This is a genomic window from Aeromonas sp. s2 (assembly GCF_040907935.1).
Classification (GTDB): domain Bacteria; phylum Pseudomonadota; class Gammaproteobacteria; order Enterobacterales; family Aeromonadaceae; genus Aeromonas; species Aeromonas dhakensis.
The window spans coordinates 61,367-86,844 of record NZ_JBFOCR010000016.1 but is presented as its reverse complement, the minus strand read 5'-3'; the positions used below and the strand labels follow the sequence as shown (position 1 = coordinate 86,844).

22 protein-coding genes and 1 tRNA gene are annotated in these 25,478 nt (G+C 63.2%); 16 read left to right on the top strand and 7 right to left on the bottom strand.

Annotation, left to right across the window (positions count from 1 at the left end; translation table 11 throughout):
- Positions 1 to 61: 61 nt before the first annotated feature.
- The 4 genes from AB5Y81_RS13775 to AB5Y81_RS13760 all read right to left on the bottom strand — a co-directional run bounded on the left by AB5Y81_RS13775 (position 62) and on the right by AB5Y81_RS13760 (position 3,788).
- Positions 62 to 1,321, bottom strand: coding sequence for a dicarboxylate/amino acid:cation symporter (locus AB5Y81_RS13775; protein ID WP_042007652.1), 1,260 nt, complete (start codon positions 1,319 to 1,321; stop codon positions 62 to 64).
- Between the two features lie 205 nt (positions 1,322 to 1,526).
- Entirely contained in the window at positions 1,527 to 2,003 is a 477-nt protein-coding gene (locus AB5Y81_RS13770; protein WP_042007789.1) for a hypothetical protein, read from the bottom strand.
- Positions 2,004 to 2,141: 138 nt separating this feature from the next.
- Positions 2,142 to 2,218: transfer RNA gene (locus AB5Y81_RS13765), tRNA-Pro, on the bottom strand.
- A 226-nt stretch (positions 2,219 to 2,444) separates the two neighbouring features.
- The gene (locus AB5Y81_RS13760; RefSeq protein ID WP_017764225.1) at positions 2,445 to 3,788 is read right to left on the bottom strand and encodes a dihydroorotase; all 1,344 of its coding nucleotides are present in this window, start codon (positions 3,786 to 3,788) and stop codon (positions 2,445 to 2,447) included.
- A 79-nt stretch (positions 3,789 to 3,867) separates the two neighbouring features.
- Between AB5Y81_RS13760 and AB5Y81_RS13755 the strand changes: the two genes are divergently transcribed.
- Positions 3,868 to 4,752, top strand: coding sequence for a 6-carboxytetrahydropterin synthase (locus tag AB5Y81_RS13755; protein ID WP_054544684.1), 885 nt, complete (start codon positions 3,868 to 3,870; stop codon positions 4,750 to 4,752).
- A 69-nt stretch (positions 4,753 to 4,821) separates the two neighbouring features.
- Here AB5Y81_RS13755 and AB5Y81_RS13750 read toward each other — a convergent pair whose 3' ends face one another.
- On the bottom strand, positions 4,822 to 6,822 hold the full coding sequence (locus AB5Y81_RS13750; protein WP_279484190.1) for a methyl-accepting chemotaxis protein: 2,001 nt from the start codon (positions 6,820 to 6,822) through the stop codon (positions 4,822 to 4,824).
- Between the two features lie 262 nt (positions 6,823 to 7,084).
- Between AB5Y81_RS13750 and hinT the strand changes: the two genes are divergently transcribed.
- The 10 genes from hinT (at position 7,085) to AB5Y81_RS13700 (ending at position 17,181) form a co-directional block, all read left to right on the top strand.
- A complete protein-coding gene (hinT, locus tag AB5Y81_RS13745) occupies positions 7,085 to 7,435 on the top strand; it encodes a purine nucleoside phosphoramidase (protein ID WP_010633658.1) in 351 nt (116 codons plus the stop codon).
- Complete coding sequence (locus AB5Y81_RS13740; RefSeq protein WP_279484191.1) at positions 7,435 to 8,868, top strand: hypothetical protein; 1,434 nt, start codon at positions 7,435 to 7,437, stop codon at positions 8,866 to 8,868. Before hinT ends, AB5Y81_RS13740 begins: the two co-directional genes overlap by 1 nt.
- Before the next feature lie 68 nt (positions 8,869 to 8,936).
- Complete coding sequence (locus tag AB5Y81_RS13735) at positions 8,937 to 9,335, top strand: YcfL family protein (RefSeq protein WP_010633660.1); 399 nt, start codon at positions 8,937 to 8,939, stop codon at positions 9,333 to 9,335.
- Complete coding sequence (gene lpoB / locus AB5Y81_RS13730; RefSeq protein ID WP_005302153.1) at positions 9,335 to 9,931, top strand: penicillin-binding protein activator LpoB; 597 nt, start codon at positions 9,335 to 9,337, stop codon at positions 9,929 to 9,931. The genes AB5Y81_RS13735 and lpoB overlap by 1 nt, the downstream gene beginning before the upstream one ends.
- On the top strand, positions 9,921 to 10,775 hold the full coding sequence (locus tag AB5Y81_RS13725) for a phosphotransferase (RefSeq protein ID WP_279484192.1): 855 nt from the start codon (positions 9,921 to 9,923) through the stop codon (positions 10,773 to 10,775). The genes lpoB and AB5Y81_RS13725 overlap by 11 nt, the downstream gene beginning before the upstream one ends.
- Before the next feature lie 62 nt (positions 10,776 to 10,837).
- Positions 10,838 to 11,695, top strand: a complete 858-nt coding sequence (locus tag AB5Y81_RS13720) for a DUF6279 family lipoprotein (RefSeq protein ID WP_005302145.1) — start codon at positions 10,838 to 10,840, stop codon at positions 11,693 to 11,695.
- A 67-nt stretch (positions 11,696 to 11,762) separates the two neighbouring features.
- Entirely contained in the window at positions 11,763 to 12,269 is a 507-nt protein-coding gene (locus AB5Y81_RS13715) for a hypothetical protein (protein WP_279484193.1), read from the top strand.
- 147 nt (positions 12,270 to 12,416) lie between these two features.
- Entirely contained in the window at positions 12,417 to 14,219 is a 1,803-nt protein-coding gene (gene secD, locus AB5Y81_RS13710) for a protein translocase subunit SecD (RefSeq protein ID WP_279484194.1), read from the top strand.
- Positions 14,220 to 14,331: 112 nt separating this feature from the next.
- Complete coding sequence (gene secF / locus AB5Y81_RS13705) at positions 14,332 to 15,246, top strand: protein translocase subunit SecF (RefSeq protein ID WP_005302136.1); 915 nt, start codon at positions 14,332 to 14,334, stop codon at positions 15,244 to 15,246.
- Positions 15,247 to 15,561: 315 nt separating this feature from the next.
- Complete coding sequence (locus AB5Y81_RS13700) at positions 15,562 to 17,181, top strand: methyl-accepting chemotaxis protein (RefSeq protein WP_017778845.1); 1,620 nt, start codon at positions 15,562 to 15,564, stop codon at positions 17,179 to 17,181.
- 49 nt (positions 17,182 to 17,230) lie between these two features.
- Here AB5Y81_RS13700 and AB5Y81_RS13695 read toward each other — a convergent pair whose 3' ends face one another.
- Positions 17,231 to 17,833 (bottom strand): DUF924 family protein, encoded by a 603-nt coding sequence (locus AB5Y81_RS13695; RefSeq protein ID WP_017778846.1) that lies wholly within the window; start codon positions 17,831 to 17,833, stop codon positions 17,231 to 17,233.
- A gap of 204 nt (positions 17,834 to 18,037) precedes the next feature.
- Between AB5Y81_RS13695 and AB5Y81_RS13690 the strand changes: the two genes are divergently transcribed.
- From AB5Y81_RS13690 to AB5Y81_RS13675, 4 genes are all read left to right on the top strand, one after another.
- Positions 18,038 to 18,178, top strand: a complete 141-nt coding sequence (locus AB5Y81_RS13690; RefSeq protein WP_017778847.1) for a hypothetical protein — start codon at positions 18,038 to 18,040, stop codon at positions 18,176 to 18,178.
- A 1-nt stretch (position 18,179) separates the two neighbouring features.
- Positions 18,180 to 19,097 carry a DUF808 domain-containing protein gene (locus tag AB5Y81_RS13685; protein WP_017778848.1) on the top strand — a complete coding sequence of 306 codons (918 nt, stop codon included), beginning with the start codon at positions 18,180 to 18,182 and terminating at the stop codon, positions 19,095 to 19,097.
- Positions 19,098 to 19,278: 181 nt separating this feature from the next.
- Positions 19,279 to 21,057 carry a M3 family oligoendopeptidase gene (locus tag AB5Y81_RS13680; protein ID WP_279484195.1) on the top strand — a complete coding sequence of 593 codons (1,779 nt, stop codon included), beginning with the start codon at positions 19,279 to 19,281 and terminating at the stop codon, positions 21,055 to 21,057.
- A 92-nt stretch (positions 21,058 to 21,149) separates the two neighbouring features.
- The gene (locus tag AB5Y81_RS13675; RefSeq protein WP_279484196.1) at positions 21,150 to 22,958 is read left to right on the top strand and encodes a M3 family oligoendopeptidase; all 1,809 of its coding nucleotides are present in this window, start codon (positions 21,150 to 21,152) and stop codon (positions 22,956 to 22,958) included.
- A 52-nt stretch (positions 22,959 to 23,010) separates the two neighbouring features.
- Here the strand turns inward: AB5Y81_RS13675 and AB5Y81_RS13670 are convergent, their stop codons facing one another.
- Positions 23,011 to 24,426 (bottom strand): nucleobase:cation symporter-2 family protein, encoded by a 1,416-nt coding sequence (locus AB5Y81_RS13670; protein ID WP_279484197.1) that lies wholly within the window; start codon positions 24,424 to 24,426, stop codon positions 23,011 to 23,013.
- A gap of 468 nt (positions 24,427 to 24,894) precedes the next feature.
- On the opposite strand from AB5Y81_RS13670, the gene ycfP reads away from it, so the two are divergent.
- Positions 24,895 to 25,434 (top strand): alpha/beta hydrolase YcfP, encoded by a 540-nt coding sequence (gene ycfP, locus AB5Y81_RS13665; RefSeq protein ID WP_005302119.1) that lies wholly within the window; start codon positions 24,895 to 24,897, stop codon positions 25,432 to 25,434.
- Positions 25,435 to 25,478 lie beyond the last annotated feature (44 nt).

Sequence of the window (25,478 nt, the reverse complement as noted above, 5' to 3'; positions counted from 1 at the left end):
TTGCCATGAGGCATAAGAAAACGGCCCGCAGATGCGGGCCGTTTTGATGGGAGGGCGAGGATCACGCCTTGGCGGTATCCACCTCGCCGAGCGGTGCGGTTTCCCCCAGGCTGTCTTCGCTCTTGGCCACCACGCTGGCGGCGATGGCGTTGCCCAGCACGTTGGTGGCGGAGCGACCCATGTCGAGGAAGTGATCGATGCCGAGCAGCAGCAGGATGCCCGCTTCCGGGATCTGGAACTGGTTGAGGGTGGCGGCAATCACCACCAGAGAGGCGCGCGGTACGCCGGCCATCCCCTTGGAGGTGACCATCAGCAACAGCAGCATAGTGATCTGCTGGGCCATGGAGAGCTCGATGCCGTAGGCCTGGGCGATGAACATCACCGCGAAGGTGCAGTACATCATGGAGCCGTCCAGGTTGAAGGAGTAGCCCATGGGCAGCACGAAGCTGGCGATGCGCTTGTCACAACCGAACTTCTCCAGCCGATCCAGGGTCTTGGGATAGGCGGCCTCGGAGCTGGCGGTGGAGAAGGCCAGCAGGATGGGCTCGCGGATCAGGGCCAGCAGAGTCAGCATGCGGCGGCGGATGAACAGGCTGCCCATGGCGATCAGCAGCAGCCAGAGGCAACCCAGTGCCAGGTAGAACTGGGCCATGAAGGTGCCGTAGGTGGCGAGGATACCGAGCCCCTCCTTGGCGACCATGGCGGCGATGGCGCCAAACACCGCGAACGGCGCGAAGTTCATCACGTAGCCGGTCACCTTGAGCATGATCTCGGCGCCGCTGGCCATCAGCATCACCACCGGCTTGGCGGCGTCCCCCAGGGCGGCGGCGGCCAGCCCGAAGAAGAGGGAGAACACCACGATCTGCAGGATCTCGTTGGTGGCCATCGCCTCGACCACGCTTTTCGGGATGGCGTGGGTGACGAAGTCCTTGAGGGAGATGGCGCTGGCGACCACGCCGGAGCTGGCGGTGTCATCGGGCAGGGAGAGGGAGAGCCCCACCCCAGGCTGCATCAGGTGAACCATCACCAGTCCCAGGGTCAGTGACAGCAGGGAGGCGAGCATGAACCAGCCGAGGGTCTTGACGCCGATGCGGCCCACGGTGCGGGTGTCGCCCATCTTGGCGATGCCGACCACCAGGGTGGTGAACACCAGGGGGGCGATGATCATCTTGATGAGACGCAGGAAGATGTCGGTCAGCAGGGTGATGTCGCTGGCAAAGCCGGCGGCCTGGTCAGGGGCAAACATCCGATAACCCTGACCGGTGAGGATGCCAACCAGCATTGCGATGAGGATGGCAACCGTCAGTTTGTTCATTTTCATGGGGTGGGTCCCAGTTTTGATAAGTGCAGAGCATTTCAAGCGGCAAGGGTGCCACTTCAGTCCGTTTTTGTGATCCGAGCCGTAGATTCCTGACAGCCGGTGTGCTGGCAGCATGCCTAATCCGGGGGGGTAAATCCAGCGCCTTGTAGCAGAATTTTATCTTGCTATTAGGTGTATGTGATATGGATCTTGCAATTTGTCTATATTAATCGCTGTTTATTTTGATGTTGGCAAGATAATCGGCTTTCAGGCTTTGGTCGTTTCTTGCCCGTTTGGCGAGGGTGAAGACCAGCAGCGCCGAGATGCGATGCTCCACGGTGCGCTGATCCAGAAAGGGATCTGGCTCGTCGTCATCAAACCCGAACAGGGGGCGACTCGGTGTCACCCTGACCGCATCCCGCTGCAAGGTCAACTCGTTGACCTCAAGCCACTGATAACCTTCGGCTTGCGCCACTTCGCCCGCCCGTTTCAGCACGTACTTGCGGGCGGTTTCCCGGCTCACCAGATCGTTGCCGACAAACTCCAGCTGCCACTTGTCCGGCCCGAGCCGGGTCTGGGAGAAGCCGGTCTGGCCGTTCCAGAACGAGGGCTTGCTGTGATAGGGGGTGGCACAGCCGAGCAGCAGGGCAGCGCAGAGGCAGGCCAGCAGCAGGACGAGCACAGAGGGACGGGGAGAGGGCATCTCGATCACCGGTTGGCAGCAGAGGGCTTCACTACAGCACAAAGCCATGGGGGGCACAATCGGGGGGCCGCTTCCTACGATGGCGCGCCTGAAAGAAAAAAGGCCTTGTCGTTTGACAAGGCCTTTCTCGGGGAATGATGGTCGGCGTGAGAGGATTTGAACCTCCGACCCCTGACACCCCATGACAGTGCGCTACCTGGCTGCGCTACACGCCGACGAAGTCAGTCTGAGCTGACGGGGGCTGAGTTTATGGAGATGGACCCGACCTGTCAACAAGGAAACCGCGGCGGCGGTGCGTTCGCCTGCTTTGCGAACAATCGGCGCTTAAAGTGCCGCCACTTGCCCAAAAACCGCCCATCGCGGGGTTGAGAACCCCTTAAAACAAGCAGGCCGCCCGGGTGGGCGGCCTGTGATGGTGACGGTGGCACCGATTGAGAGGGATTAGCGGTTGAAGGTGAGCCGCTTGCCCAGCACCTCGTTGGTGACCTGACCGTTTTGCCAGGCGATCTGGCCGTTGACCAGGGTCATCTCCACCGTGCTGTGGAAACGGTAGCCGTTGAAGGGCGACCAGCCGCACAGGTAGAGCAGGTTGCTGTCGTTGACCACGTAGGGCTTGCCCAGATCCAGCAGCACCAGGTCGGCGAAGTAACCCTCGCGGATGTAGCCGCGATCCTGCACCTGGAAACGCTCGGCCACCGCGTGGGAGGTCTTCTTGACGATGGTCTCCAGCGAGAATACCCCGTTGTGGTAGAGCTCCAGCAGGGCCAGCAGGGAGTGCTGCACCAGCGGCACGCCGGACGGCGCCTTGAAGTAGCTGTTCTGCTTCTCTTCCCAGGTGTGGGGGGCGTGGTCGGTGGCGATGATGTCGAGCACGTCATTGCGTACCGCATCCAGCAGGGCGTGCTGGTCGGCGGCGCTCTTCACCGCCGGGTTGCACTTGATCTGGCTGCCCAGGGTGTCGTAGTCCGCTTCGTTGAAGAAGAGATGGTGGACGCACACCTCGGCGGTGATGTTCTTGTCCTTGAGATCCTTCAGATCCGGGGTGGCGGTGAAGAGCGACAGCTCTTTCGCCGTGGTCAGGTGCAGCACGTGCAGCTTGGCGCCGTACTGCTTGGCCAGGGAGACCGCCAGGCTGGAGGATTTGTAGCAGGCATCGGCGCTGCGGATGCGGCCATGCTCGCGCATCGGCACATCTTCGCCCCACTTGGCGCGGGCTTCGTCTTCCAGCACCTTGATGGTGGGGGTGTCCTCGCAGTGGGTGACGATCATCACCGGACTCTCGCGGAAGATGGCGGCCAGGGTCTCCTGGTTGTCCACCAGCATGTTGCCGGTAGAGGCACCCATGAAGATCTTGATGCCGCAGGACTGTTTCGGATCGAGCTTCTTGATCTCTTCCAGGTTGTCGTTGGTGGCGCCGAGGTAGAAGCTGTAGTTGGCGGCGGAGGAGTTGGCGGCTATCTGGTATTTGGCTTCGAGGGCATCGAGGGTGGTGGTCTGGGGATTGACGTTGGGCATTTCCATGAAGCTGGTGGTGCCACCGGCCACGGCGGCCCGGGATTCGCTGGCGATGGTCCCCTTGTGGGTCAACCCCGGTTCCCGGAAATGGACCTGATCATCGATCATTCCTGGGATGAGATGACGGCCCGCGGCATCGATCACCACAGCATCGGGCGCCTGGATATCCGGGGCGATGCGGGCGATCCGTTCCCCCTCGATCAGCACGTCGGAGGCATAGATGCGGCCTTCGTTGACCAGGGTGGCATTCTTGATAAGCAATTTGTTCATGGGGGGTTCCAGTTCCTTTGCCGATAATCGCGGGTCATAATAGCGCAAACCGCCCTTTCTCTGTAGCAAGGCCTGACTGATGAAGTTATTTGTAAAAGATTTGACCGTGATCGACTCCAGCTACCTGTGCGAACGCCGCGGTATGGTGGGGGAGAGCTGGCTGGTGGACATCGAAATGAGCGGCGAGCTCAACGAGATGAGCATGTTGCTGGACTTCGGCCGGGTCAAGAAGCTGATCAAGTCGATCATCGACGACGAAGTGGATCACAAGCTGCTGGTGCCGACCGAGTGCCCCCTGGTGCAGGTGGCCCAGCTGGACGGTGACGAGAGCACCGTCGATCTGCTGCGCCCGGGTCGCTCCATCCACCTGCGCTGCCCGAGCCAGGGCTTTGCCTTCATTCCGGCGCCCCAGGTGGACAAGGAGTCCGTCACCCGCTATCTGCTGGCGGTGCTGGCCAAGCGGCTGCCTGGCAACATCAAAGATCTGTCGCTGACCCTGCGCCAGGAGGCCATCGACGGCGCCTTCTATCACTACAGCCACGGCCTCAAGAAGCACGACGGCAACTGCCAGCGTATCGCCCACGGCCACCGCTCTCCCATCGAGATCCACGTGGACGGCGAGCGTGACCAGGAGCTTGAGCTCAACTGGGCCGAGCGCTGGGCCGACATCTACCTGGGGACCGACGAGGATCGGGTGGCCCTCGGCGATCTCGCGTTGAGCGAGCAGGCCAAGGCCATCCTGCAAGAGGCTGGCGAACACTACGTCGGCTTCAAGTATGTGGCGCCGCAAGGGTTGTTCCAGCTGGCCATGCCGGCGGCGGAGGTGGAGATGATCGACACCGACACCACCATAGAGCTGCTGGCCCACTACATCGCCCGCGAGGTGAAGAAGAGCGTGGGCGACAAGTTCGTCAAGATCGTGGCTTATGAAGGGGTGGGCAAGGGCGCCATCGCCTACGCCTGATCCCCCACCGCTTGCCAGTAAAAAACAAGGCCCCGCATCTGCGGGGCCTTGTCGTTGCTGGGGTTGGCGTCAGGCGCTGAGCCGGAAGCGCTTGACCAGGCTCTCCTGCTGCTCGGCCAGCGAATCGAGCTGCTGGCTGGTCTCGGCCACCCGCTCGATCCCCTGGTAGTTGAGATCCGAGATATCGGAGATGCGGTTGAGGTTGGTGGCGATGTCGGCGCTGGTGGCCTGCTGCTGCTCGGCGGCAGAGGCTATCTGGCTCGACATGTCGCTGATGAGCACCACTATGCCCTGCACCTCCTCCATGGCGTTGTTGGCGTGGGAGCTCTGATCCATGCAGCTGTCCATCTCGCGGGAGCACTCCTGCATCACGGTCACCGCCTTGGCGACCCCCTGCTGCAGGTTCTCGATCATGGTCTGGATCTCGCTGGTGGACTGGGCGGTGCGCCCGGCCAGGCTGCGCACCTCGTCGGCCACCACCGCAAAGCCACGCCCCTGCTCGCCGGCCCGCGCCGCTTCGATGGCGGCATTGAGGGCCAGCAGGTTGGTCTGCTCGGCGATACCGCGAATGACGTCGAGGATGTTGCCGATCTGGCCGCTCATGGCGCTCACGTCGCCAATCACCTTGCCGGTCTGCTGCAGCTTGCCCGCCAGCTGGTGGGTGGTGGTGATGTTGCCGGCCATCACCTTGCGGCCGGTCTCGGAGGCTTTCTCCACGTCCATCACCCGCTCCAGGGTCTGGTTGGCGGCCTGGGCCACCTCGCGCACCGAGGCCTCCATCTGGGTCATGGCGGCGGCGACCGAGGCGGTCTCCTGGCGCTGTTTCTCCAGATCCGCCCGCACCGACTCGGTGGTGTGGCGGTTGTCATGGGCGGCGTTGTTGAGCTGGTTGGAGGCCTGGGATAGCTGGCTCAGCACCTCGCCCATCTGCTCGATCAGCAGGTTGACCTGGCTGCCGAGTCGGCCGAATTCGTTGTTGCTGCGAAAACCGATGCGCTGGGTCATGTCGCCCTGGGTCACCTCGGTCAGCACCCGCAGCAGCTCCTTGAGCGGACGGCGAATGGCCTTGCCGAGGGTGTAGGCCACCAGGATGGCGATGGTGATGGCGATGACCAGCGCCACCCCCTGGGTGAGGGTGCTCTGGGTCTGCACCTTGCCGGAGGCGCGGATGCTGTTGTTCATCAGCTGCTGGCTCTGGGCGGTGATCTGCTCGAGCTTGCTCTGGATGTTGACGATGAGCTTGCCGGCCTGCTTGCTCTGCTCGCGCATCCGCTCCTGCTGCTGCATCAGCGCCAGGTACTGGGCCAGCACGCCGTCGCTGGCGGTGGTGTCGCGCACGAAGCCGTGCACGTAGTGGCCCATGTTGTTGTCGAACTCCTTGAGCTCCCCCTGCAGATCCTTGATGGTGCTGTTGAAGCCCTCGATCTGCATCTTGTTGCGCTTGAGCGCCGCCTCGATGGGGGCGGGGATGCTCTGGTTGAGGGCATCCATGGTGGAGAGTTCAATGGCGGAGAGCTTGGTGGTCAGGGTCTCGGAGAGCATCTTGATGAAGCTGTCGTCGATGGTGATCATCATGTCGCCGAGGTTCTTCTTGAACTGGGGCAGGCTGACCTGGAACTGGCCCTTGGCCTGGTTCACCTTGTAGAGCCGGCTGAGCAGGGCCTGGTGTTCGGTGGGCAGGGTCTCGGTCAGCTGCAGGTAGTCCTTGACCAGCTGGTTGAGCGCGCCGAGCTCCCCCTGCAGCTCCGGGTGTTCCGCCGCCTGTTGGGCAAGGGTGGCGAGAGTCTGGTCGACCTGCGCCTTGGCCTGCTGCAGCTCGGCCACTTCGGCCGGGATCTGCTTGAGATCCTGCTCGGTCAGCACGTCGGTGAGCCACTTGTTGGCGCTGAGCAGGCTGATCTGGGTCTGGCTGCTGGCGATCACCAGCGGCATGGTCTGCCGGGTGACCTGATCCAGCGCCTGATTGAGCTCGCTCTGGCTGCGGAAGGTGAGTACCGAGGTGGCCGCCATCACGGCCACCAGGATGGCAAAGCCAAGATAGACCCTCTGCAAGATGGAGAGGTCTGACATTGTTTGTTTCATTATTGTCCCGCTGTATATGCAAAAGTCCCTTGCCTGAATACCCCGTCCATTTGATACCCTGCTACCACTGTGGGCGAGCAACGTCGGCAGACGTCTTCCGGCTATCGGTATTTTTAACAATAACTGAAGAGAATGGGACAACGGCTGTGTCAAATGTCGGCTTGTGTCACACTTGCCGGGCCTTGATGACGGGCGTTGGAACCGCTTGAGACAGGCATTGAATTTTCTTTTTCATATAAAGGAGTTATCCATGGCGCAAGAAACCATTTTCAGCAAAATCATCCGCAAAGAGATCCCCGCCGACATCCTTTATCAAGACGACCTGGTGACCGCCTTTCGCGACATCCAGCCCAAGGCCAAGACCCATATCCTGATCATCCCCAACGTGCTGATCCCCACCGTCAACGACGTGGAGCCGGATCACGAGCTGGCGCTGGGCCGGATGTTCACCGTGGCCCGCAAGCTGGCGAGCGAGGCGGGCATTGCCGAGGATGGCTACCGCCTCATCATGAACTGCAACCGCCACGGCGGGCAGGAGGTCTACCACATCCACCTGCATCTGGTCGGCGGCCAGCCGCTGGGACCCCTGCTCAGCCTGTGATGCCGCGCCTGCCACTGGCCGGTCTGCTGCTGGTCGGTTCCCTGCTGGGGGGCTGCGCCTCCCACTGGCAAGACATGTTCGTCTCCTATTCCGATCAGATGGTGCCGCTGCGCAACCAGCTGTTGCTGGGTCATGCCGCCGAGGCGTTGCCCGAGGTGCGTGACTCCACGCCGGGGGACGATACCTATGTGCTGGACCGACTGGAGCAGGGACGTATCGCCTGGCTGGCGAGTCAGGACGCCGCCAGCAAGCAGGCCTTTGCCGCCGCCGACAGCCGGCTGGCGTGGGAAGACAATCAGGCCGAGTACCGGGTCAGCCAGGGGCTGGCCCAGGCGGGCAGCCTGCTCACCAACGACCAGACCATGGCCTACCGGGCGCCCGATTACGAGCGCACCATGCTGCACCACTATCTGGCTCTCAACTACCTGCAGCGCGGGGATGCCGAGGGCGCCCTGGTGGAGGTGCGTCGCGCCAACCAGGTGCAGGAGCAGGCCCTCAAACGGCGGGCCGACGAGGTGCACAAGGCAAAGCAAAAGAGCGAAGAGGCCGAGGCGGATACCGCAACTGAAGGGGAGATGCGCCAGCTGATGTCGCGCGGCGCCCCCGAGCTCGACCGGCTGATCGGGCGGGTCAAGAACGGTTTCCAGAACGCCTATACCTTCTATTTCTCCGGCGTGCTCTATGAGGCGGCCGGCGATCTCAACGATGCCTGGGTCGACTATCAGCGTGGCTACCAGATAGCACCGGACAACCGGAGCCTGCAGGATGCCTTGCTGCGCCTGGCTGTGCTTCGTGGTGCCGCGGACGAGATCCGCGAAACCGAGAAAAAGGTGGGCCGCAAGGCACCGCCCTTGGCCAAGGATCAGGGCCAGCTGGTGGTACTGTTTGAAGATGGGCTGATCCCGGCACGGCGCGAGCTGTTCCTGCCGCTGCCCATCGCCACCTCCGGCGGTGATTTTCGCACCTTTACCGTCGCCATCCCCTATTACGATAATCGGGCCAGCGACACCGGGCCGCTCACGGTGTCGGTGGGCAAGCGGGTCGAGCAGACCAGCGAGCTGGTCAGGCTGGAGGCGCTGGCGGCCAAAGATCTGCAGGAGCGGCTGCCCGGCATGCTGACCCGCCAGGCGCTGCGGCTGGTGGCCAAGGAGCAGGTGCGGCGCACCGCCGCCAAGGAGGGGGGCGATGTGGGCAACATTCTGGTCGGCATCTTCAATACCCTCTCGGAGCGGGCTGACACCCGCAGCTGGCTGACGCTGCCGGCGCAGGCATCGAGCTGGCAGGGGATGCTGCCGGCGGGTGACGTGAACCTTACCCTGGGTGCGGGGGCAGCGCAGCGGCAATTGCCGCTCACCATCCACAAGGGACGCACCACCCTGGTGTGGGTGCAGCACCTCGGTGCCGGGCTGACGACCCGGGTGATGCCGCTGTGACGGCGAACGATGGCAATACACATGAGTGACCGGTCGGGCCCCTCGGGGTCGCCGGCAAGGAGAGCAAGATGAAAGCACACGGGTTGGCTCTGGGCCTGGTTCTGCTGCTGGCAGGCTGCGCCACCAATACCTCCGGCGTGGCGCTCTATGGGGCGGCGGGCGCCGCACCAGTGGCGGAGCAGCATCAAAACGTCAATGTCACCCTGACCGAGCTCAGCCGGCGCGAACAGAACGGCCTGCTGCAGGTCAATGTGGCGGCGGCCAGCACCCAGCGCGGTGACAACAAGCTGCAATACCTGTTCTATTGGTATGATGAGGCGGGGCAGGAGGTGGCCAGCGATGGCCGCGGCTGGACGCCGCTCAAGCTGCACGGCTATCAGACCCGCACCCTGTCTGCCCTGGCGCCGAGCCCGGCCGCCCGGGGCTACCGGATTTACGTACGCGAAGTGATTGAGGAATCCTACTGATGAAAATGAATCATGCCCTGCTGATATTGACCGGCGCCCTGCTGTTGGGCGGCTGCTCCAGCACCACCGTCAGCTATGGCGATCCGACCGAAACCGAGACGGTGACCGTCGATTACGGTTCAAGCGATCTGCAGGCCATCGCCGACAAGATGGCGGATTCCATGCTGGCGTCGCCGGCCACCAGCGAGATCACCGCCGGCGGCCGTCCGGTGATGTTCATGGACTCCATCCGCAACAAGACCTCCGAGCACATCGACACCGAGGCCATCACCGACACCATCCGCACCAAGCTGCTGCGCGCCGGCAAGTTCCGCTTCGTCGACATGAGCAAGGTGGCGGCGGTCAAGCAGCAGCTTGAATACCAGCAGAGCAGCGGCATGGTGGATCCTGCCTCCATGGTGCGCCTGGGCAAGCAGACCGGCGCTCGCTACATGGTCTATGGCAACCTCGCCAGCATCGTCAAGGACAACGGCAAGGTGAAGGATGTCTACTACCAGATGACCATGAACCTGATGGATCTGCAAAACGGCGAACTGCTGTGGGCCGATCAGAAAGAGATCCGCAAGCAGGCCAAGAAGTCCACCTTTGGCTGGTAAGTCGAGCGAGGCCTCTCTGGCGGCCGCCGAGCGCGCCCTGCTGGCCCGCCTGCCGCCACCCTGGCGCGCGGGCCAGCTGGAGCCATTGGCCAGCGGCCTGACCAACTGCAACTATCGACTGCGCCTCCCCTCGGGGCGCAGTCACTTTTTGCGCCAGGGCCACCCCGATCCGGTGCGCCTTGGCATCGACCGGGCCACCGAATGGCAGCTCTATCAGGGGGCTGTGGGGCAGGGGCTGGCTTTGCCCTGCCATCACAGCGATCCCGCCACTGGCCTGATGCTGCTGGACTGGTGCGACGAGCCGAACTGGCTGGCGGCGCCGCCCCCGGCTGCGTTGCAGCCAGTGCTGCTGGCCGGGGTGCTGACGAGGCTGCACCGGTTGCCGGTGCCGACCGTGGTGATGGCGGTGCGGGCCCACAGTGCCGGCTATCGTGGCCGGCTGGCCCGAGTGCCGACCTGGCTGCCGGCGCTGGAGCGGGGGCTGCTGGCCAGCCGCGAGCCCGCCGATTGCTGGCTCCCTTGCCATCATGATCTCAATCCGGCTAATTTGTTGGGGAGCCGGCCCTGGGTCATCGACTGGGAGTATGGCGCCGCCGGGCATCCCGGTTTCGAGGTGGCCAGCATCCAGCGCACCCACAACTGGCAGGAGGCCCAGCGCGAGGCGCTGGAGCAGGCCTACTGCGAGCGGGCAGGGCAGCCGGTCGGCCCGCGCGGCTTTCAGAGCCGGGCCTTTTTGCCCTGGGTCGACTACATAGGGCTGCTGTGGGCGCTGCTGATGGCCGAACAGCAGCCGGGGCCTGACTACCAGGCGCTGATCGATCTCAACCGGCAGCGGCTGGAGTAGAGGGTCAGGCATTGTGAATCATTCGTATCGACAACCCTGTTTCATCAACATTGGAGCCCTGCATGGTGACCACCTTTTCCTGGCGCAAGCCCAGTAGCTGGAGTCTGCTGCTGCTCTGTCTGCTGCTGGCCGGCTGCTCCACCCGGGTCGTCTATTACTGGCTCGACGTGGCCATCGTCTGGCAGCTGGACGACTACTTCTCGCTGGATCGCAGCCAGAAGCGGCTGCTGGACAACGAAGTGAAGGGGCTGATGGCCTGGCACCGCCAGCATGAGGTGCCGCGCTACGCCAAGGATCTCGATGCGCTGGCCAAGGCGGTGGCGAGCCCCATGACCCCGGCCCAGGTCTCCCGCCATCTGGATGCGGCCCAGCAGAGCCTGACTCGCACTCTGGAAGACACGGTGCCGCGGGCGGTGCGGCTGGCGCGCACCCTGACCGAGGCGCAGGTGGCCATGTTCATGAAGGACAGGCTGACCCGTCAGGCAGAGCGGGAAAAGGAGTTTGCCGACAAGCCCAGGGAGGAGATGCTCAAGGAGTTTCGCGACAAGATGAACGAGCGGCTGGTGTTCTGGATTGGCGAGGTTAAGCCGGCCCAGGCCCCGCTGGTGGCCCAGTGGGCCCAGTGGCAGTACGAACTGCAGGCCCCCTGGCTTGAGTTTCAGACCGCCTGGACCAAAGAGCTGGATCGGCTGATGAAGCAGCGCCAGAGCCAGGACTTCGGCGCCCAGCTCACCGCCCTGCTGCAACAGGGGGACGGCCTGATGGATGGCCGCTTCACCGGTTACACCGATCAGTCGCGCCAGCGCACCGTCAACTGGCTGAGCGATCTCAGCCAGTCGCTGGACATCTCCCAGCGGGCCCATCTCTACAGCCTGCTCAAGGGATATGCCCGCGATTTCAGGCAGATGTCTGAGGGGTAATGGTTGCGGCCAGCCTGTGGGGAAGGGGGTTGGCGACCCCCTTCATCCTTGTTCCAACGGGCCCCCTGTGGTAGTTTGCCCTTTCTATTATGCGGGAATTAACTTTTTGAACCTGACCGACAAAGTGAAACTGGCGCTGATGAGCCTGCTCATCACCCTCGCTCTGTTGTTCTCCACCCTCCCGGTGGAGGGGTTTTCCCTGCCCGTATCCCAGTATCACGCCCAGCATGGTCAGTTGATGGATGACGCCGCGGCGCCGTCCGATGGCGACCAGGTGATCCACAGTGCCAGCGACAGCGACGACGGCATCGTCAAGTTTGTCAGCTCCCACCAGAATTACCTGCTGCGGCTCGAACACTCCCTGCGCAGCGATCATCAGCCCGGCAGCGTGGTGTACGAGCTTGTTACCAGCTGGTCCCAGCAGGCTATCCTGCTGCTGCTGTGCGGCCTGCTGTTCTATGCCGCTCTTTTCTATCGCAAACACAGTTTCCGCGATCGGTTTGCCACCATCCATCGGCACCGGTTGCAACGCCAGCACCTGCAATACCGTTTCTGTCAGAGTTACCTCGCCTGATCCCGATGGGGTCAGGTCCTTTCGTACCACCTCATCGCCGCCTGATGCCTGATCACCGCGCGTGAACGGGCCACTGTCTCATTCCTGTTTTTTTGCGTGCCGCCAGCGTGGCGAGTGCGCCGCCTTCTCCTGACAGAGGCTGATTTCATGAGAAAAAAGAGTCGTATCACCTTGAACCGCATGAACAGATGGCAGTACGCCCTGCTGCTGCTCATGCTGCTCACTTTTACCTTTTACTCCCTGCCCACCTTCTTCGGCGAGCAGCCCTCCCTCGGTCTGCACGGCCAGACCAGCCTGACCGAGGCGCAGCGTACCCTGCTGGCCGACAACCGCATCGAGCCGCAGAAGCAGGTGCAGCAGGGCGAGCGGGTCGAGCTGGTGTTTGCCAGCCAGGCCGAGCAGCAGCGCGCCAAGCAGCTGCTGGAGCAGCAGGGCTATGACAGCTCGGCGCTGACCCTGGAGTTCTACTCCAACGCCCCGGGCTGGATCAGCCAGCTCGGCGCCGCCCCCATCAAGCTCGGGCTGGACTTGCGCGGTGGCTCCCAGCTGCTGATCGGGGTCGATCTGAGCTTCGTTATCGACAACCAGACCAAGAACCTGGTGGACATGCTGCGCACCCAGTTTCGCGAGGCGCGCCTGCGCGGCGCCAACGTGGCCAGGGTGAGCGAAGGGGAGGTGAGGGTAACTCTGCCTGAGGTGGCCGATCAGGCGCCCTGGCTCACCATCATCAAGGATTCCGCCGGCACCCGCCAGGATCAGTGGACCCTCAAGCGCAGCGGCAACGAGCTGCGGCTGGTGATGAGCGAGGCCGAGCGTACCCTGCTGGCCAACAACGCGGTGACCCAGAACCTGTCGATCCTGAAAAAGCGGATCAACGAGCTTGGCATCGTCGAGGCCTCGGTCCAGCGCCAGGGGCAGGACGGCATCCGCATCGAACTGCCGGGGGTGCACAATCCCAAGCAGGCGAAAGAGGTGATCGGGGCCACCGCCTCGCTGGCCTTCTACGAAGCCCAGGCCGACAGCCGCTTCTTCATGGCGGATCGCAGCGGCCAGGCGATTGGCTTGGCTCGCAAGCCGGTGCTGACCGGTGAGCACATCGTCGATGCCCGCGCCAACATGGGCGAGATGGGGCAACCCCAGGTCAACATCGTGCTCGACGGCCTGGGTGGCAGCAAGATGAACCAGTTCAGCCGCCAGCACGTGGGCAAGCCGATGGCCACCGTCTTCACCGAGTACAAGACCAACGCCCAGGGCAAGCTGCGGGCCCAGAGCGAGGTGATCAACGTCGCCACCATCCAGACCGCCCTTGGCAACCAGTTCCGCATCACCGGGATTGGCAGCGTACCGGAAGCTCAGGAGCTGGCCATGCTGCTGCGGGCCGGCGCCCTCACCGCGCCCCTCAAGATCCTGGAAGAGCGCAGCATAGGCCCGACCCTGGGTCTGCAGAACATCGAGGCGGGCTTCACCGCGCTGGCGTTCGGCATGGCGGGCATGATGCTGTTCATGATGGCCTGGTATCGCAAGTTCGGCTGGGTCGCCATCACCGCGCTCATCGCCAACCTCTTGATGCAGGTTGGGATGCTGGCAGTGCTGCCGGGGGCCGTGCTGACCCTGCCGGGGATCGCCGGCCTGGTGCTCACCGTCGGCATGGCGGTGGATACTCATGTGCTCATTTTTGAGCGGATTAAGGACCGGTTGCGGGAAGGGGGCTCGCTGGCCAACGCCATCGATTTTGGTTATCGCTCCGCGTTTCGCACCATTTTCGATGCCAACATCACTACCCTGATCTGCGCCGTGGTGCTCTATGCCATTGGCTCCGGGCCGCTGCAGGGCTTCTCCATCACCCTGATCCTGGGTCTCATCTCCAGCATGGTGACCGGCATCTGGGGCACGCGCGCCATCATCAACCCCCTGTGGGGCAAGAGCAGCGCCAAGCTGCTGAGGGTGTGACCATGACGGATCACCACCTGTGTCATCGCGCCGCGCGTTCGAGCCTGCTCCGCGCCCGCGTCACGCGCTTCCCTGCGGGAAGCCAGAGCCATCTGCTGTCGAGGGAAGAAGAATGCTGAGAATGATCATTGCCATGGGGTTGACCCGCTGGCGTTACATCGGCCTGTGGGCCTCCGTGCTGCTGACCGTGGCGAGCATAGCGGTGCTTGCCATCAACGGCCTCTCCCTCGGTCTCGACTTCACCGGTGGCATCCTGCTGGAGTTTCGCATCCAGACCCTGAAGGAGGCCCATGAGCTCAACGCCCTGTTGACGGCCCCCCTGGCGGGCGTAGTCGAGCTGCATGGCGCCGGTGTGCCCGGCGAGTGGCTGATAAAGCTGCCGCCCCACGAGCTGCCCTGGCCGGCCGAGGAGCTGGCGGTGATGCTGGGTCAGCAGCTCAACCTGCCGGTGGAGCTGCTGCGCACCACCATCGTCGGCCCCCAGGTGGGCGCCGAGCTGTTCCAGCAGGGGATGCTGGCGGTGCTGGTGGCCTCGCTTGCCATCTCCGCCTACCTGGCGGTGCGCTTCGAGTGGCGCCAAGCCATCGGCATCCTGGTGTCGGTGCTGCACGACGGCCTGGTGGCGCTGGGGCTGCTGGCGCTGTTCAACATCGAGTTCGATCTCAACGTCATCGCCGGCCTGATGGCGGTGATCGGCTACTCCCTCAACGACAGCATCGTCATCTCCGACCGCTTGCGGGACCTGCTCAGCTCGCGCACCCAGATGGGGATCCACGACTGCTCGGACGTGGCCATCAAGGCTACCTTCAGCCGCACCATGATCACCTCGGGCACCACCCTGTTCACGGTGGGGGCCCTGCTGCTGTTCGGCGGCGATGCCCTCTACGGTTTCTCCTTCACCCTGTTCGCCGGCATCCTGGTGGGCACCATCTCCTCCATTACGGTGGCCTCCACCGTGCAGGAGTTGCTGGGGCTCACGCCGCAGGCTTACCAGAAAAAAGAAGAGGAGCTGGCGGAGGCGGCGTGACCTTTATCGACGGCCACCAAACTGTGGGCCTGCCGGGTCATCCCGAGCGAAGATAAATAGCGAGAAGGAAGACGACATGTCTTCCTTCTTTTTTATTGGCTGGCCGGCACAGCCGTATCCTCGTAGCCGGGTCTTTTTCGCATTCACATTCAGCCAGCGAGGTTATTTTCGGACCTGGATCTGACCATCGGCAGCGGGTGAAACGCGAGGGCTGACAGCAGTGACAGATGTGCAAGGAAGCGCACATTTTACGGGCCATCCGGAGGTTGCCCATCGTCTACACTGCAATGGAGTTTATTAACGGAGTATGCCTTTATGAACATTGCTCGCCGGCTTCAACTCATTGCCCTGCTGGTTATGCTGGCCCTGACCTTTCTCAGCTGGTTCAGCATCAATCGACTCTCTGCTGCCGACACTGATCTCGGTTATGTCACCGACAATACGGTGCCCAGCATCTCCCTCATCAAACAGGTACAAGCCGATTTTTACGCATTGCATGCCTTGATCCAGACCCATGTGCTCAATACCGACAACAGCAAGATGAATCAGATTGAGACGGGCATTGCAGATCTGCGTACTGAAATCCGCTCTCTGTTGCAAAAATACCAAGCAGAGATGCTCTCCAATGAAGAGGATCGGCAACTGACGACGGATGATCAGCGCATCATCGAGCAATATTATCAGGAGATAGAAAAGGTCCTGATATTGTCTCGCGATAATAAAAACACCGAGGCCAGAGACTTTATCGCCAGCAATGTCATGCCACTGTTCGAGAAGTTTTCCAAGGCCATAGATAAACATGTGAAATTCAACATTGATTTGGGGGCGGCAGTCAAACTGCAGGGTGAAAAGAACTACGACAATAGCCTCCAGACCATGCTGTTTATTTCTTGCGGTACCGGAATATTGACCCTGGTGCTGTTTATCTGGTTGTTCAGACAGGTCGCCAATCCACTGCGACTGGCAATGGCGACGCTCTCCGATATTCAGCACAATTTGAACTTTACCTTGCGGGCCAAGGTGGCCCAGCAAGATGAGATTGGCCTGACCCTCTCGGCCGTCAACCGTCTGCTGGACACCTTGCAGCAAACCTTTACCGAGTTTTCAGTGGGCAGCCTGCAGATAAAAAGCACGGCCGAGTCGCTCTCCCAGGCGGCTCATCACCTTGCCTCGTCGGCGAGCCAGGCCAACGATGCCACCAGTCTCATTGCCGCCGGGGTGGAAGAGATGACGGTGAGCATCACGGATATTTCCCAGCGAACCCAGGAGGCCAGCCGCATCACCAATGAATCCGGCAAGCTCGCCAGCGATGGGGGGACCACGATAGACAGAACGGTGAAAGCCATCAACGAGATCGCAGAGGCCATTCGTCAGGCTTCCAGTGAAGTGTCGGCATTGGGTGATGGCATTTCCCGGATCGGTGGCGTGGTGAACGTGATCAGCGATGTGGCGGGGCAGACCAACTTGCTGGCGTTGAATGCGGCCATTGAAGCCGCGCGAGCGGGTGAACAGGGTCGAGGTTTTGCCGTGGTGGCTGATGAGGTACGCAAACTGGCGGAGCGGACGGCCCAATCAACCAGGGAGATCTCGGAGACGGTGGAGGCGATTCAACAGGGCTCCCAGCTCACGGTGACCAAGATGGTTCAGGTGGAAGAAAAGGTTGCGCAGGGGGTGGCCATGGCCACTGAAAGCGGGGAGATCATTACTCAGATCCGTCATGCTTCCCATCGCGTCATGGATCAGGTCGGTGAGATCACCATCGCGATTCGCGAACAGAGCTCGGCGGCGGAGTCCATTGCCCATCAGGTGGAGCAGATTGCCCAGGTGGTCCAGCAGACCAGCAGCACGGCGGAAGAGACATCGGCTGCGGCGGAAGAGTTGAATGTGACCACCGAGAATATTCACCAGCAGATCTCTCGTTATCGCATCCAGTGATCACGATGGGTGCCAGCTCCCCGCCACATGGCGGGGATTTTTTTATGGGTTAGAAACCTGACCCCGGTTGCAGCAGGAAGGCTGCCTCTTCCTCTGTGCTCGCGCGGCCCAGGATGGCGTTGCGGTGGGGGAAGCGGCCAAAACGCTCGACGATCACCTGATGGCGGCGGGCAAAGTCGGCAAAGCCGGCGAAGGTCTCCCGCGCCGGGCCGTCAGCCTGTTCGGCCGCCAGTCCCTCGAACAGGGTCACGCTTCTGGCCTGCTGCTCGCGGGATTCGGCGTGCTCCAGCGGCAGGTAGAAAAAGACCCGTTCCAGCGGTGGCAGCGCCAGATCCGCTCCCAGCGAGAGCCCCTTGAGGCAGAGATCCCGCGCCTTGGCATCCTGGGCAAAGGCGGCCGGGGTGCCCCGATGGATGTTGCGCGGCAGCTGGTCCAGCAGCAGGATCAGGGCCAGCCGGCCCTCGGCCGATTCGGCCCAGTGGGCAAGCTCGCCAGCGGCTGCTGCTGCGGCCTGGTCACCGAAGCGGCTGGCGAGCAGGGCGTCGGTGGCGCTGTTTTTGCCCCACCAGAGGGGCGCTTGGCGTTTGGCGCGGGTGACGTCGTCACTCTCTTCGCCAAACCAGAATGTGAGCAGCGGTTGCCAGGGTTGCATGGAACACTCCTTGGGCCTGCGGGCACCGGATGAATCAAGGCCAAATGACCCTGATGTGGTTGCTGCCGAACGGGCGGCTTCTGGTTACACTGTGCCATCTTTTCCCGCAATAGGGATCCCCCTTCGGCCGGCATCGCTCTCGACATCGGCAGTTGCTGCCGGTGAACCGTGGGACCCTGACTACCCTGATGAGGATTTTCTGATATGGCCGGAACCAGTTTGTTGGCCCTGATTGACGATATTGCCAGCGTACTCGACGACGTGGCGCTGATGACCAACGTCGTGGCCAACAAGGGCGTGGTGTGCTGCGGGAAGCTCTCTTCTACTGACATAAGGATTCTCTGATATGGCCGGAACCAGTTTGTTGGCCCTGATTGACGATATTGCCAGCGTACTCGACGATGTGGCGTTGATGACCAAGGTGGCGGCGAAGAAGACCGCCGGGGTGCTGGGGGACGATCTGGCCCTCAACGCCGAGCAGGTCTCCGGGGTGCGCGCCGAGCGGGAGCTGCCGGTGGTGTGGGCGGTGGCCAAGGGGTCGTTTCGCAACAAGCTTATTCTGGTGCCTGCTGCCATCGCCATCAGCGCCCTGGTGCCCTGGCTCATCACCCCGCTCCTGATGCTGGGGGGCGCCTACCTCTGTTTCGAGGGGGCCGAGAAGCTGGCCCACAAGTTTCTGCCCCATGAGGCGAGCGAGGGGGAGGCGCACACTGCACTCATTCCCGATGATTTGGTTGCCTTTGAGCAGCAGAAGGTGAAGGGGGCCATTCGCACCGATTTCATCCTCTCGGCCGAGATCATCGTCATCGCCCTCGGCACCGTGCAGGGAGCCAGCCTGGCACTGCAACTGTCGGTGGTGGCGGGCATTGCCGTATTGATGACAGTGGGGGTCTACGGCCTGGTGGGGCTCATCGTCAAGCTCGACGACATCGGCCTGCACCTGCTGCAAAAGCCCGATGGTGGCGCCCTGCGCCGGGCGGTGGGGCAGGGGCTGCTGGTGACGGCGCCACGGCTGATGCACCTGCTGGCGCTGGTCGGCACCATCGCCATGTTCATGGTGGGGGGCGGCATCCTGGTGCATGGTTGGCCTTTCGTGCACCACCTGATTGAAGGGGCTGCCGCTGCCGTGGCCACCCTGCCTGCGGTCGGCGCCGCCCTCGCACTGGTGACGCCGACCCTGCTCAACGCCGTGGCCGGCGTGGTGGCCGGGCTGGTGCTGGTGCTGGCCATGACCCTGGTGAGCAAGCTCAAGCCCGCCAAATAGTGCCAGTGACCTGATTGTCGGTAGGCATTTCCGCGATAGCGGGTCATCCCGTCAGATACTGTCTCGTCTGTTGCCTCGGATGGGGGCTAGGCAAGGGCCGGCCTCCTTTCGTACTATCCGGTTGACACCCGCTCACAGAGGCGGGGTCAACCCACATGGATGCAAACAGACAAGGAACGTCATGAAACCACCCGTTTGGCAGGATGATCACATCTATGCCGCCCCCGACTGCCCGGCGATCGACGCCGATTTTCAGCGTGCCCGCGAGGCCATGAAGCGCCTGCAACCCCTGCTGGATGAACTGCCCAAGACCAACGACATCAATGCCTTGCGCCATCTGCTGCGGGCCATCCGGGCCTGCTGGCGCGAGGTACGCCAGCTGGAGTGGAACTGGCAGACCTACGGCTACAACCGGCTCAGCCGGGACGGGCGCGACGAGGCGGCCCGGCTGCTGCTCTCCCGCGGCCAGCAGTTGCAGGCAAGCCTGGCCCAGCTCTGCAAACCGGTGGCCCTGTTCTGGGTGCGTGCCCCCGAGGAGCAGGTGCGTTCCCTGTTGCAGGATCCCGAGCTGTTCGAGCTCGCCTACGCCATTCGCCACGACCGGCGCCAGCGGGATCAGTGGTTGTCGCTCGAGAGCGAGCAGTTGATCGCGGGGCTGAGCGTGGATGGCCTGCAGGGGTGGGGGGATCTCTACGGTGGCCTGGTAGGAAGGCTCAGGCCGGTGGTGGAGGGGCAGCCCATGGGGCTGGCCCAGGCGGACAACCTGCTGGCCCACCCGCAGCGGTCTCGGCGCGCCGCGGCCTGGCACGCCATCCAGGCGGCCTGGGGGGCGGAGCAGGAGACGGTGGCCGCCATCCTCAACGCCATCAACGGCTGGCGCAACGAGCTGGCTCGCCAGCGCGGCAAGGAACACAAGTGGGATGCGCTCGATCTCTCCTGCCATCAGGGGCACCTGGAGCGGGCCACCCTGGAGACCCTGATGACGGCGGCCGGCGAGCACAAGGAGCTGGGGCGGCGCGCCCTGCGTGCCATGGCCTGCGCCCAGCAGATCAACGACTTCGCCCCCTGGGATCTCTATGCCCCGGCGCCTGTCGGGGCGAGCAGCCTCATCAGCTTCGAGCAGGCGCTGACCCTGGTGGCCGATGCCTTCGCCGGGTTTGATCCCGAGATGGGGGCGTTTGCCCGCATGATGGCGGCCAATGGCTGGATTGACGCCGCCCCGAGCGAACAGAGGCGCAGCGGCGCCTACAGCACCGAGTATGCCGAGCCGCCCGAGCCAAGGGTGTTTCTCACCTTCGAGGGGACCCTGGACAACGTCATCACGCTTGCTCATGAGTTGGGGCACGCCTGGCACAGCTGGCTGATGCGGGAGTTGCCGCTGGAGCAGCGTGACTACCCCAAGACGCTGGCGGAGACAGCTTCCCTGTTTGCCGAGGCGCTGGTGCGCGATGCCCTGCTGGCGGCCACCGACAACATGGAGCAGCGCCGGGCCATCGCCTGGCTGGATGGGGAGCGGGCCGCCAGCCTGCTGCTCGACGTGCCGGCCCGCTTTACCTTCGAGCGGGCCCTGGTGGCGGCGCGGGAGGAGGGCTACGTGGGGGCCGGCCAGCTGCGGCAGATGATGAAATCGGCGCAGCAGCAGTGGTATGGTGACACCCTGAGTCAATATGACGAGCTGTTCTGGGCCAGCAAGGGCCACTTCTCCATCGCCGAGCTCGGGTTCTACAACTACCCCTATCTGTTTGGCTACCTGTTCAGCCTGGGGCTCTATGCCCAGCAGGCGCGGGCGGGGCGCGAGTTCGTCCACGCCTATCGGGAGCTGCTGCGCGACACCGGCCGCATGAGTGCAGAAGAGCTGGTGGAGAAGCACCTGGGGGTCGACATTCGTGAGCCCGCCTTCTGGCAGGAGAGCCTCGATTATGTGGAAGAGGCGGTCGCCCGCCTCGAGCGGCTGGTGTAGGCAGCCCGGCCGTTTTTATCCTGGTGGCGGGCCTGTGGCTCGCCACGCGCATTCAACGGGGCCCGGCCCCGCAACCTGATGACGAGCGTTTGATGCAGCAACGAATCTACCCACAACAGTGGCAAAACCAGCATATCTATCCCGCCCTCGACTGCCCGCAGGTGAGCGCGGATCTCGCCCTGGCGCGCGCCAGTCTGGACGAGCTCGGCCAGTTTATCGAGGGGCTTGGCGCCGCCCGGGCCAATGCGCAGGCGCTGCAGGATTTCCTGCGCGAGGTGCGGCTGCGGACTCGGGACATTCACAACATTGGCTGGAACCTGGCCGTGCTGGCGGCCTGCCGTGGCAGTCAGGATGCCCGCGACGAGCTGGCCAAGCAGCTGGCCTCCCGTGCCCGCGCCCTCAATGCCGATCTGTTCAAGACCCTGGCGCCGGTCGAGGATCTGATGCTGGCCCTGCCGGAACCCGAATTTGAACAGCTGATGGCCGACTCCCTGCTGGGGGAGGAGGCGTACCGGCTGCGCCACGAGCGCCTCTTGCAGGATCAGCGCCTGCCGGTGGAGGCGGAGCAGCTGGTGATCGGCCTTGGCACCGACGGCCTGCACGCCTGGGGCAATCTCTACAACGATCTGGTGGGCAAGATCCGGCTGCTGATCGATGGCCGCGAGATGGGGCTGGCCGAGGCGAGCAACCTGCTCTCCAGCCCGCTGCGGGCCCTGCGCCGGGAAGCGTTCGATGCCATCAGCGCCGGCTGGGAGGGGGAGCAGGAGACGGTGGCCGCCATCTTGAACGCCCTCAATGGCTGGCGGCTTGAGCTTTCGCGCCAGCGCGGCCGCAGCCGCCAGCTCGATGCGCTCGACCTCTCCTGTCACCAGAGCCACATCGAGCGGGCGACCCTGGATACCCTGATGCAGGAGACCTGGCGCGCACGCGGGCTGGGTCAGCGGGCGCTGGGGCTGATGGCCGAGCGCCTCGGCATCAAGGAGCTGGGGCCGGAGGATTTGTTTGCCCCGCCGCCGGCCGCGGTGAGCCGCGAGATCCCGTTCGAGGAGGCGATCGAGATCATCGCCGATGCGTTCTCTTGTTTTGATCCCGAGATGGGGGAATTTGCCCGAATGATGGCCGAAAAGGGGTGGATCGATGCTGCGCCCACCCCCAACCGGCGCACCGGGGCCTACTGCACCAAGTTTGCCGAGCCGGTGGAGCCGCGGGTCTTCATCACCTATGCCGGCACCATGGACAACGTCATCACGCTCGCCCACGAGCTGGGCCACGCCTGGCACAACTGGCTCATTCGCGATCTGCCCATGAGCCAGCGTCGTTACCCCATGACGCTGGCGGAGACCGCCTCCATCTTCGCCGAAACCTTGGTGCGCAGCGCCCTGTTCGAGCAGGCGCAAAGCTCGGAAGAGCAGCAGGCCATCGCCTGGGCCGAAGCCGATGGCGCCGCCACCTTCCTGGTCAACATCCCGGCCCGCTTCGATTTCGAGCGCGCCCTGGTGGCGGAACGGGCGTCTGGCTATGTCTCGCCGGCCCGGCTCAAGACGCTGACCGACGAGGCCTGGGGCCGCTGGTACGAGCAGAGTCTGTGCCGCTATCACCCCCTGTTCTGGGCGGCCAAGGCGCACTTCTCCATCGCCGGGTTTGGCTTTTACAACTACCCCTACCTGTTCGGCTATCTGTTCAGCCTCGGCGTCTATCAGCAGCTGATGCATCGCCAGAAGGCGGGAGAACAGAATGTGGCCCAGGCCTACCGCGACCTGCTGCGCGATACCGGCCGCATGAGCGCAGAAGAGCTGGTGGCCAAGCACCTGGAGGAGGACATTCGCGAGCCCGCCTTCTGGCAGGGGAGCCTGGCGCTGGTGGAAGCGGCGGTGGAGCGCTTCGCCCAGACCCGCGGTTAACACTGGCTTGCTGAATGGAACCGCCGGGCAGCCATGCTGTCCGGCGGTTTTTTTATGGGGCGGTTTTGCCTGGCTGCGGCTGAGCAGGCGGGCGCACCGGCCCTACCAGCAGGGGCCTCGGCTGGTGGCGCAGGTCCGGCTGGTAGCCGTTGAAAAAGAGGTTGAGCAGCACCGAGCTGAGGGTGGCCAAGAGGATGCCGCTATGAAACAACGGCTGCAGGGCAGCGGGGAAGTGTTGGAAGAAGGCGCCGGAGACGGTGGGGATCATGCCTATCCCTAAGCTGATGGCGACGATGTAGAGGTTGTGGCGATTGCTGTTGTAGTCGGCCCTGGCCAGGATGCGGATGCCGGTGGCCAGCACCATGCCGAACATCACGATACCGGCGCCGCCGAGCACGAAGGGGGGGATGGAGGCGACCAGCACCGACATCTTGGGCACCAGGCCGAAGGCGAGCAGGATCCCCCCCGACATGACGCAGACCCAGCGGCTCGACACCCCGGTCACGCTCACCAGCCCGATGTTCTGGGAGAAGGAGGTGTGAGGGAAGCTGTTGAAGATGCCGCCTATGATGGTGCCGATGCCGTCCACCCGCAGGCCGCGCACTATGTCGCCCCGGCTGGCCGGGTGGCCGACGATGTCGCCGAGCGCCAGAAACATCCCCATCGACTCGATGAAGGTGATCAGCATGATGACGGTGAGGGTGGCGATGGAGATGGGATCGAAGGTGGGCCAGCCGAAGGCGAACGGCACTATGGGAGCGAACCAGGCCGCCTCGCCAAGCCCGTCCAGGCTCACTTCCCCCATGGCGATGGCCACCCCGAAGCCGAACAGGATGCCGAGCAGTACCGAGATGTTGCTGAAAAAGCCCTTGGTGAAGCGGGTCACCAGCAGGATGAAGGCCAGCACCAGAAAGCTGGTGCCGATGTAGCGCAGGCTGCCGTACTCGGGGTTGCCCTTGCCCCCCGCCATCCAGTCGATGCCCACCTGCATGATGCTGATGCCGATGGAGGTGATCACCACCCCGGTCACCACGGTGGGGAAGAGTGGCATCAAGCGGCCGATGAGCGGCACCAGCAGGGTGGAGAGGATGCCGGCGGCGATGGTGGCGCCAAAGATGCCGGTCAGCCCCAGCGCCGGGTTGGCGCCGATGGCCAGCATGGGCATGACGGCGGCGAAGGTGACCGACATGATGACCGGCAGGCGGATCCCGGCAAAACGGCCGATGCCAAGGCACTGCAGCAGGGTGACGATGCCGCAGCAGAAGAGATCCGAACTGATGAGATACGAGATTTGATCCTTGGGCAGCCCCAGGCTGCCGCCGATGACCAGCGGCACCGCCACGGCGCCGGCATACATCACCAGCACATGCTGCAGGCCGAGGGTAAAGAGCTGGCCGGGGGGGAGCAGGCGCTCCACTTCGTCGATGGCGCGGCCCTTGGCCGCCCCGGGGGGCTGGGTCTGGTGCATGAACAGATCACTCCTTGCGACCCGGCGGCTCTGGCCGGGCAAGATGGGGCAGGCTGGCTGTCCCGTTCATGGATGAGGACCGGGTCGACCAGGATCCGGCCACGCAGACGAAGGTCGCCTTCGCGCTGCATCACAGGGGGAGTGCAGGAACCGTGCTCGGTCGGCATGCATGGGGCCTGTTGGCCCTGTTCATGCGCATTTTTGCAGGCGGGATCACGCTTGACAGCATCGATGGCTGCCAATCGTTTTCCTGCCGGCGGGGGAGGGCTGTCAGATTGGTAGCCCGGTTATCATTTCGGTCGGTCTGGCTCTCAGATTGATAGCCGATGGCGAGCCGGCCCCGCCGCTCTGGTTTCATCAGCAACAGAGGGCGTGATCCAAAGCAAGAAAGTTGGATGTTTTGGTGGCGCAGGGTCCTGCCGCTGGGGTAGTTTCGATAAAACCGACACAGATCCTGAGGTCTTATCCATGATCATCTATCTGCATGGCTTCGATGCCACCAGCCCCGGCAATCACGAGAAAGTGCTGCAGTTGCAGTTTATCGATGATGATGTACGTTTCGTGCACTACAGCACGGTTCACCCCCGTCACGACATGAGCCACCTGCTCAAGGAAGTGAAGAAGCAGCTCGACATGAGTACCGATCCCAAGCCCCTCATCTGCGGGGTGGGACTGGGTGGCTACTGGAGCGAGCGCATCGGCTTTCTGTGCGGCATCAAGCAGGTGATCTTCAACCCCAACCTGCACCCCGAGATCAACATGCAGGGCAAGATCGACCGGCCGGAAGAGTACGAAGATATCGGCACCAAATGTGTGTCTGAGTTTCGTAGTAAAAATTCAGGAAATTGCCTCTGCATCCTTTCCGTTCAGGATGAAGTGCGCGATAATGGCGAAACTGAGCGTGAATTGAAGAATTATTACAACATCGTGTGGGATGAACGAGAGACGCACAAGTTCAAGAACATCTCTCATCACCTGCAGCAGATGAAGGCTTTCAAAGAGGCCTGATTGATCGTCACGTCATGGATTCAACTATCAAGGGAGCCGATGGC

Bases quoted from the DNA above. Each gene is read 5' to 3' on its own strand.
- AB5Y81_RS13695 (WP_017778846.1), bottom strand. From the start codon at position 17,833: ATGCAACCCTGGCAACCGCTGCTCACATTCTGGTTTGGCGAAGAGAGT.
- AB5Y81_RS13680 (WP_279484195.1), top strand. From the start codon at position 19,279: ATGAAACCACCCGTTTGGCAGGATGATCACATCTATGCCGCCCCCGAC.
- AB5Y81_RS13750 (WP_279484190.1), bottom strand. From the start codon at position 6,822: ATGTCAGACCTCTCCATCTTGCAGAGGGTCTATCTTGGCTTTGCCATC.
- AB5Y81_RS13675 (WP_279484196.1), top strand. From the start codon at position 21,150: ATGCAGCAACGAATCTACCCACAACAGTGGCAAAACCAGCATATCTAT.
- hinT (WP_010633658.1), top strand. From the start codon at position 7,085: ATGGCGCAAGAAACCATTTTCAGCAAAATCATCCGCAAAGAGATCCCC.
- AB5Y81_RS13720 (WP_005302145.1), top strand. From the start codon at position 10,838: ATGGTGACCACCTTTTCCTGGCGCAAGCCCAGTAGCTGGAGTCTGCTG.
- AB5Y81_RS13770 (WP_042007789.1), bottom strand. From the start codon at position 2,003: ATGCCCTCTCCCCGTCCCTCTGTGCTCGTCCTGCTGCTGGCCTGCCTC.
- AB5Y81_RS13755 (WP_054544684.1), top strand. From the start codon at position 3,868: ATGAAGTTATTTGTAAAAGATTTGACCGTGATCGACTCCAGCTACCTG.
- AB5Y81_RS13685 (WP_017778848.1), top strand. From the start codon at position 18,180: ATGGCCGGAACCAGTTTGTTGGCCCTGATTGACGATATTGCCAGCGTA.
- AB5Y81_RS13735 (WP_010633660.1), top strand. From the start codon at position 8,937: ATGAAAGCACACGGGTTGGCTCTGGGCCTGGTTCTGCTGCTGGCAGGC.
- ycfP (WP_005302119.1), top strand. From the start codon at position 24,895: ATGATCATCTATCTGCATGGCTTCGATGCCACCAGCCCCGGCAATCAC.
- AB5Y81_RS13740 (WP_279484191.1), top strand. From the start codon at position 7,435: ATGCCGCGCCTGCCACTGGCCGGTCTGCTGCTGGTCGGTTCCCTGCTG.
- secF (WP_005302136.1), top strand. From the start codon at position 14,332: ATGCTGAGAATGATCATTGCCATGGGGTTGACCCGCTGGCGTTACATC.
- lpoB (WP_005302153.1), top strand. From the start codon at position 9,335: ATGAAAATGAATCATGCCCTGCTGATATTGACCGGCGCCCTGCTGTTG.
- AB5Y81_RS13760 (WP_017764225.1), bottom strand. From the start codon at position 3,788: ATGAACAAATTGCTTATCAAGAATGCCACCCTGGTCAACGAAGGCCGC.
- AB5Y81_RS13670 (WP_279484197.1), bottom strand. From the start codon at position 24,426: ATGCACCAGACCCAGCCCCCCGGGGCGGCCAAGGGCCGCGCCATCGAC.
- secD (WP_279484194.1), top strand. From the start codon at position 12,417: ATGAGAAAAAAGAGTCGTATCACCTTGAACCGCATGAACAGATGGCAG.
- AB5Y81_RS13775 (WP_042007652.1), bottom strand. From the start codon at position 1,321: ATGAAAATGAACAAACTGACGGTTGCCATCCTCATCGCAATGCTGGTT.
- AB5Y81_RS13700 (WP_017778845.1), top strand. From the start codon at position 15,562: ATGAACATTGCTCGCCGGCTTCAACTCATTGCCCTGCTGGTTATGCTG.
- AB5Y81_RS13690 (WP_017778847.1), top strand. From the start codon at position 18,038: ATGGCCGGAACCAGTTTGTTGGCCCTGATTGACGATATTGCCAGCGTA.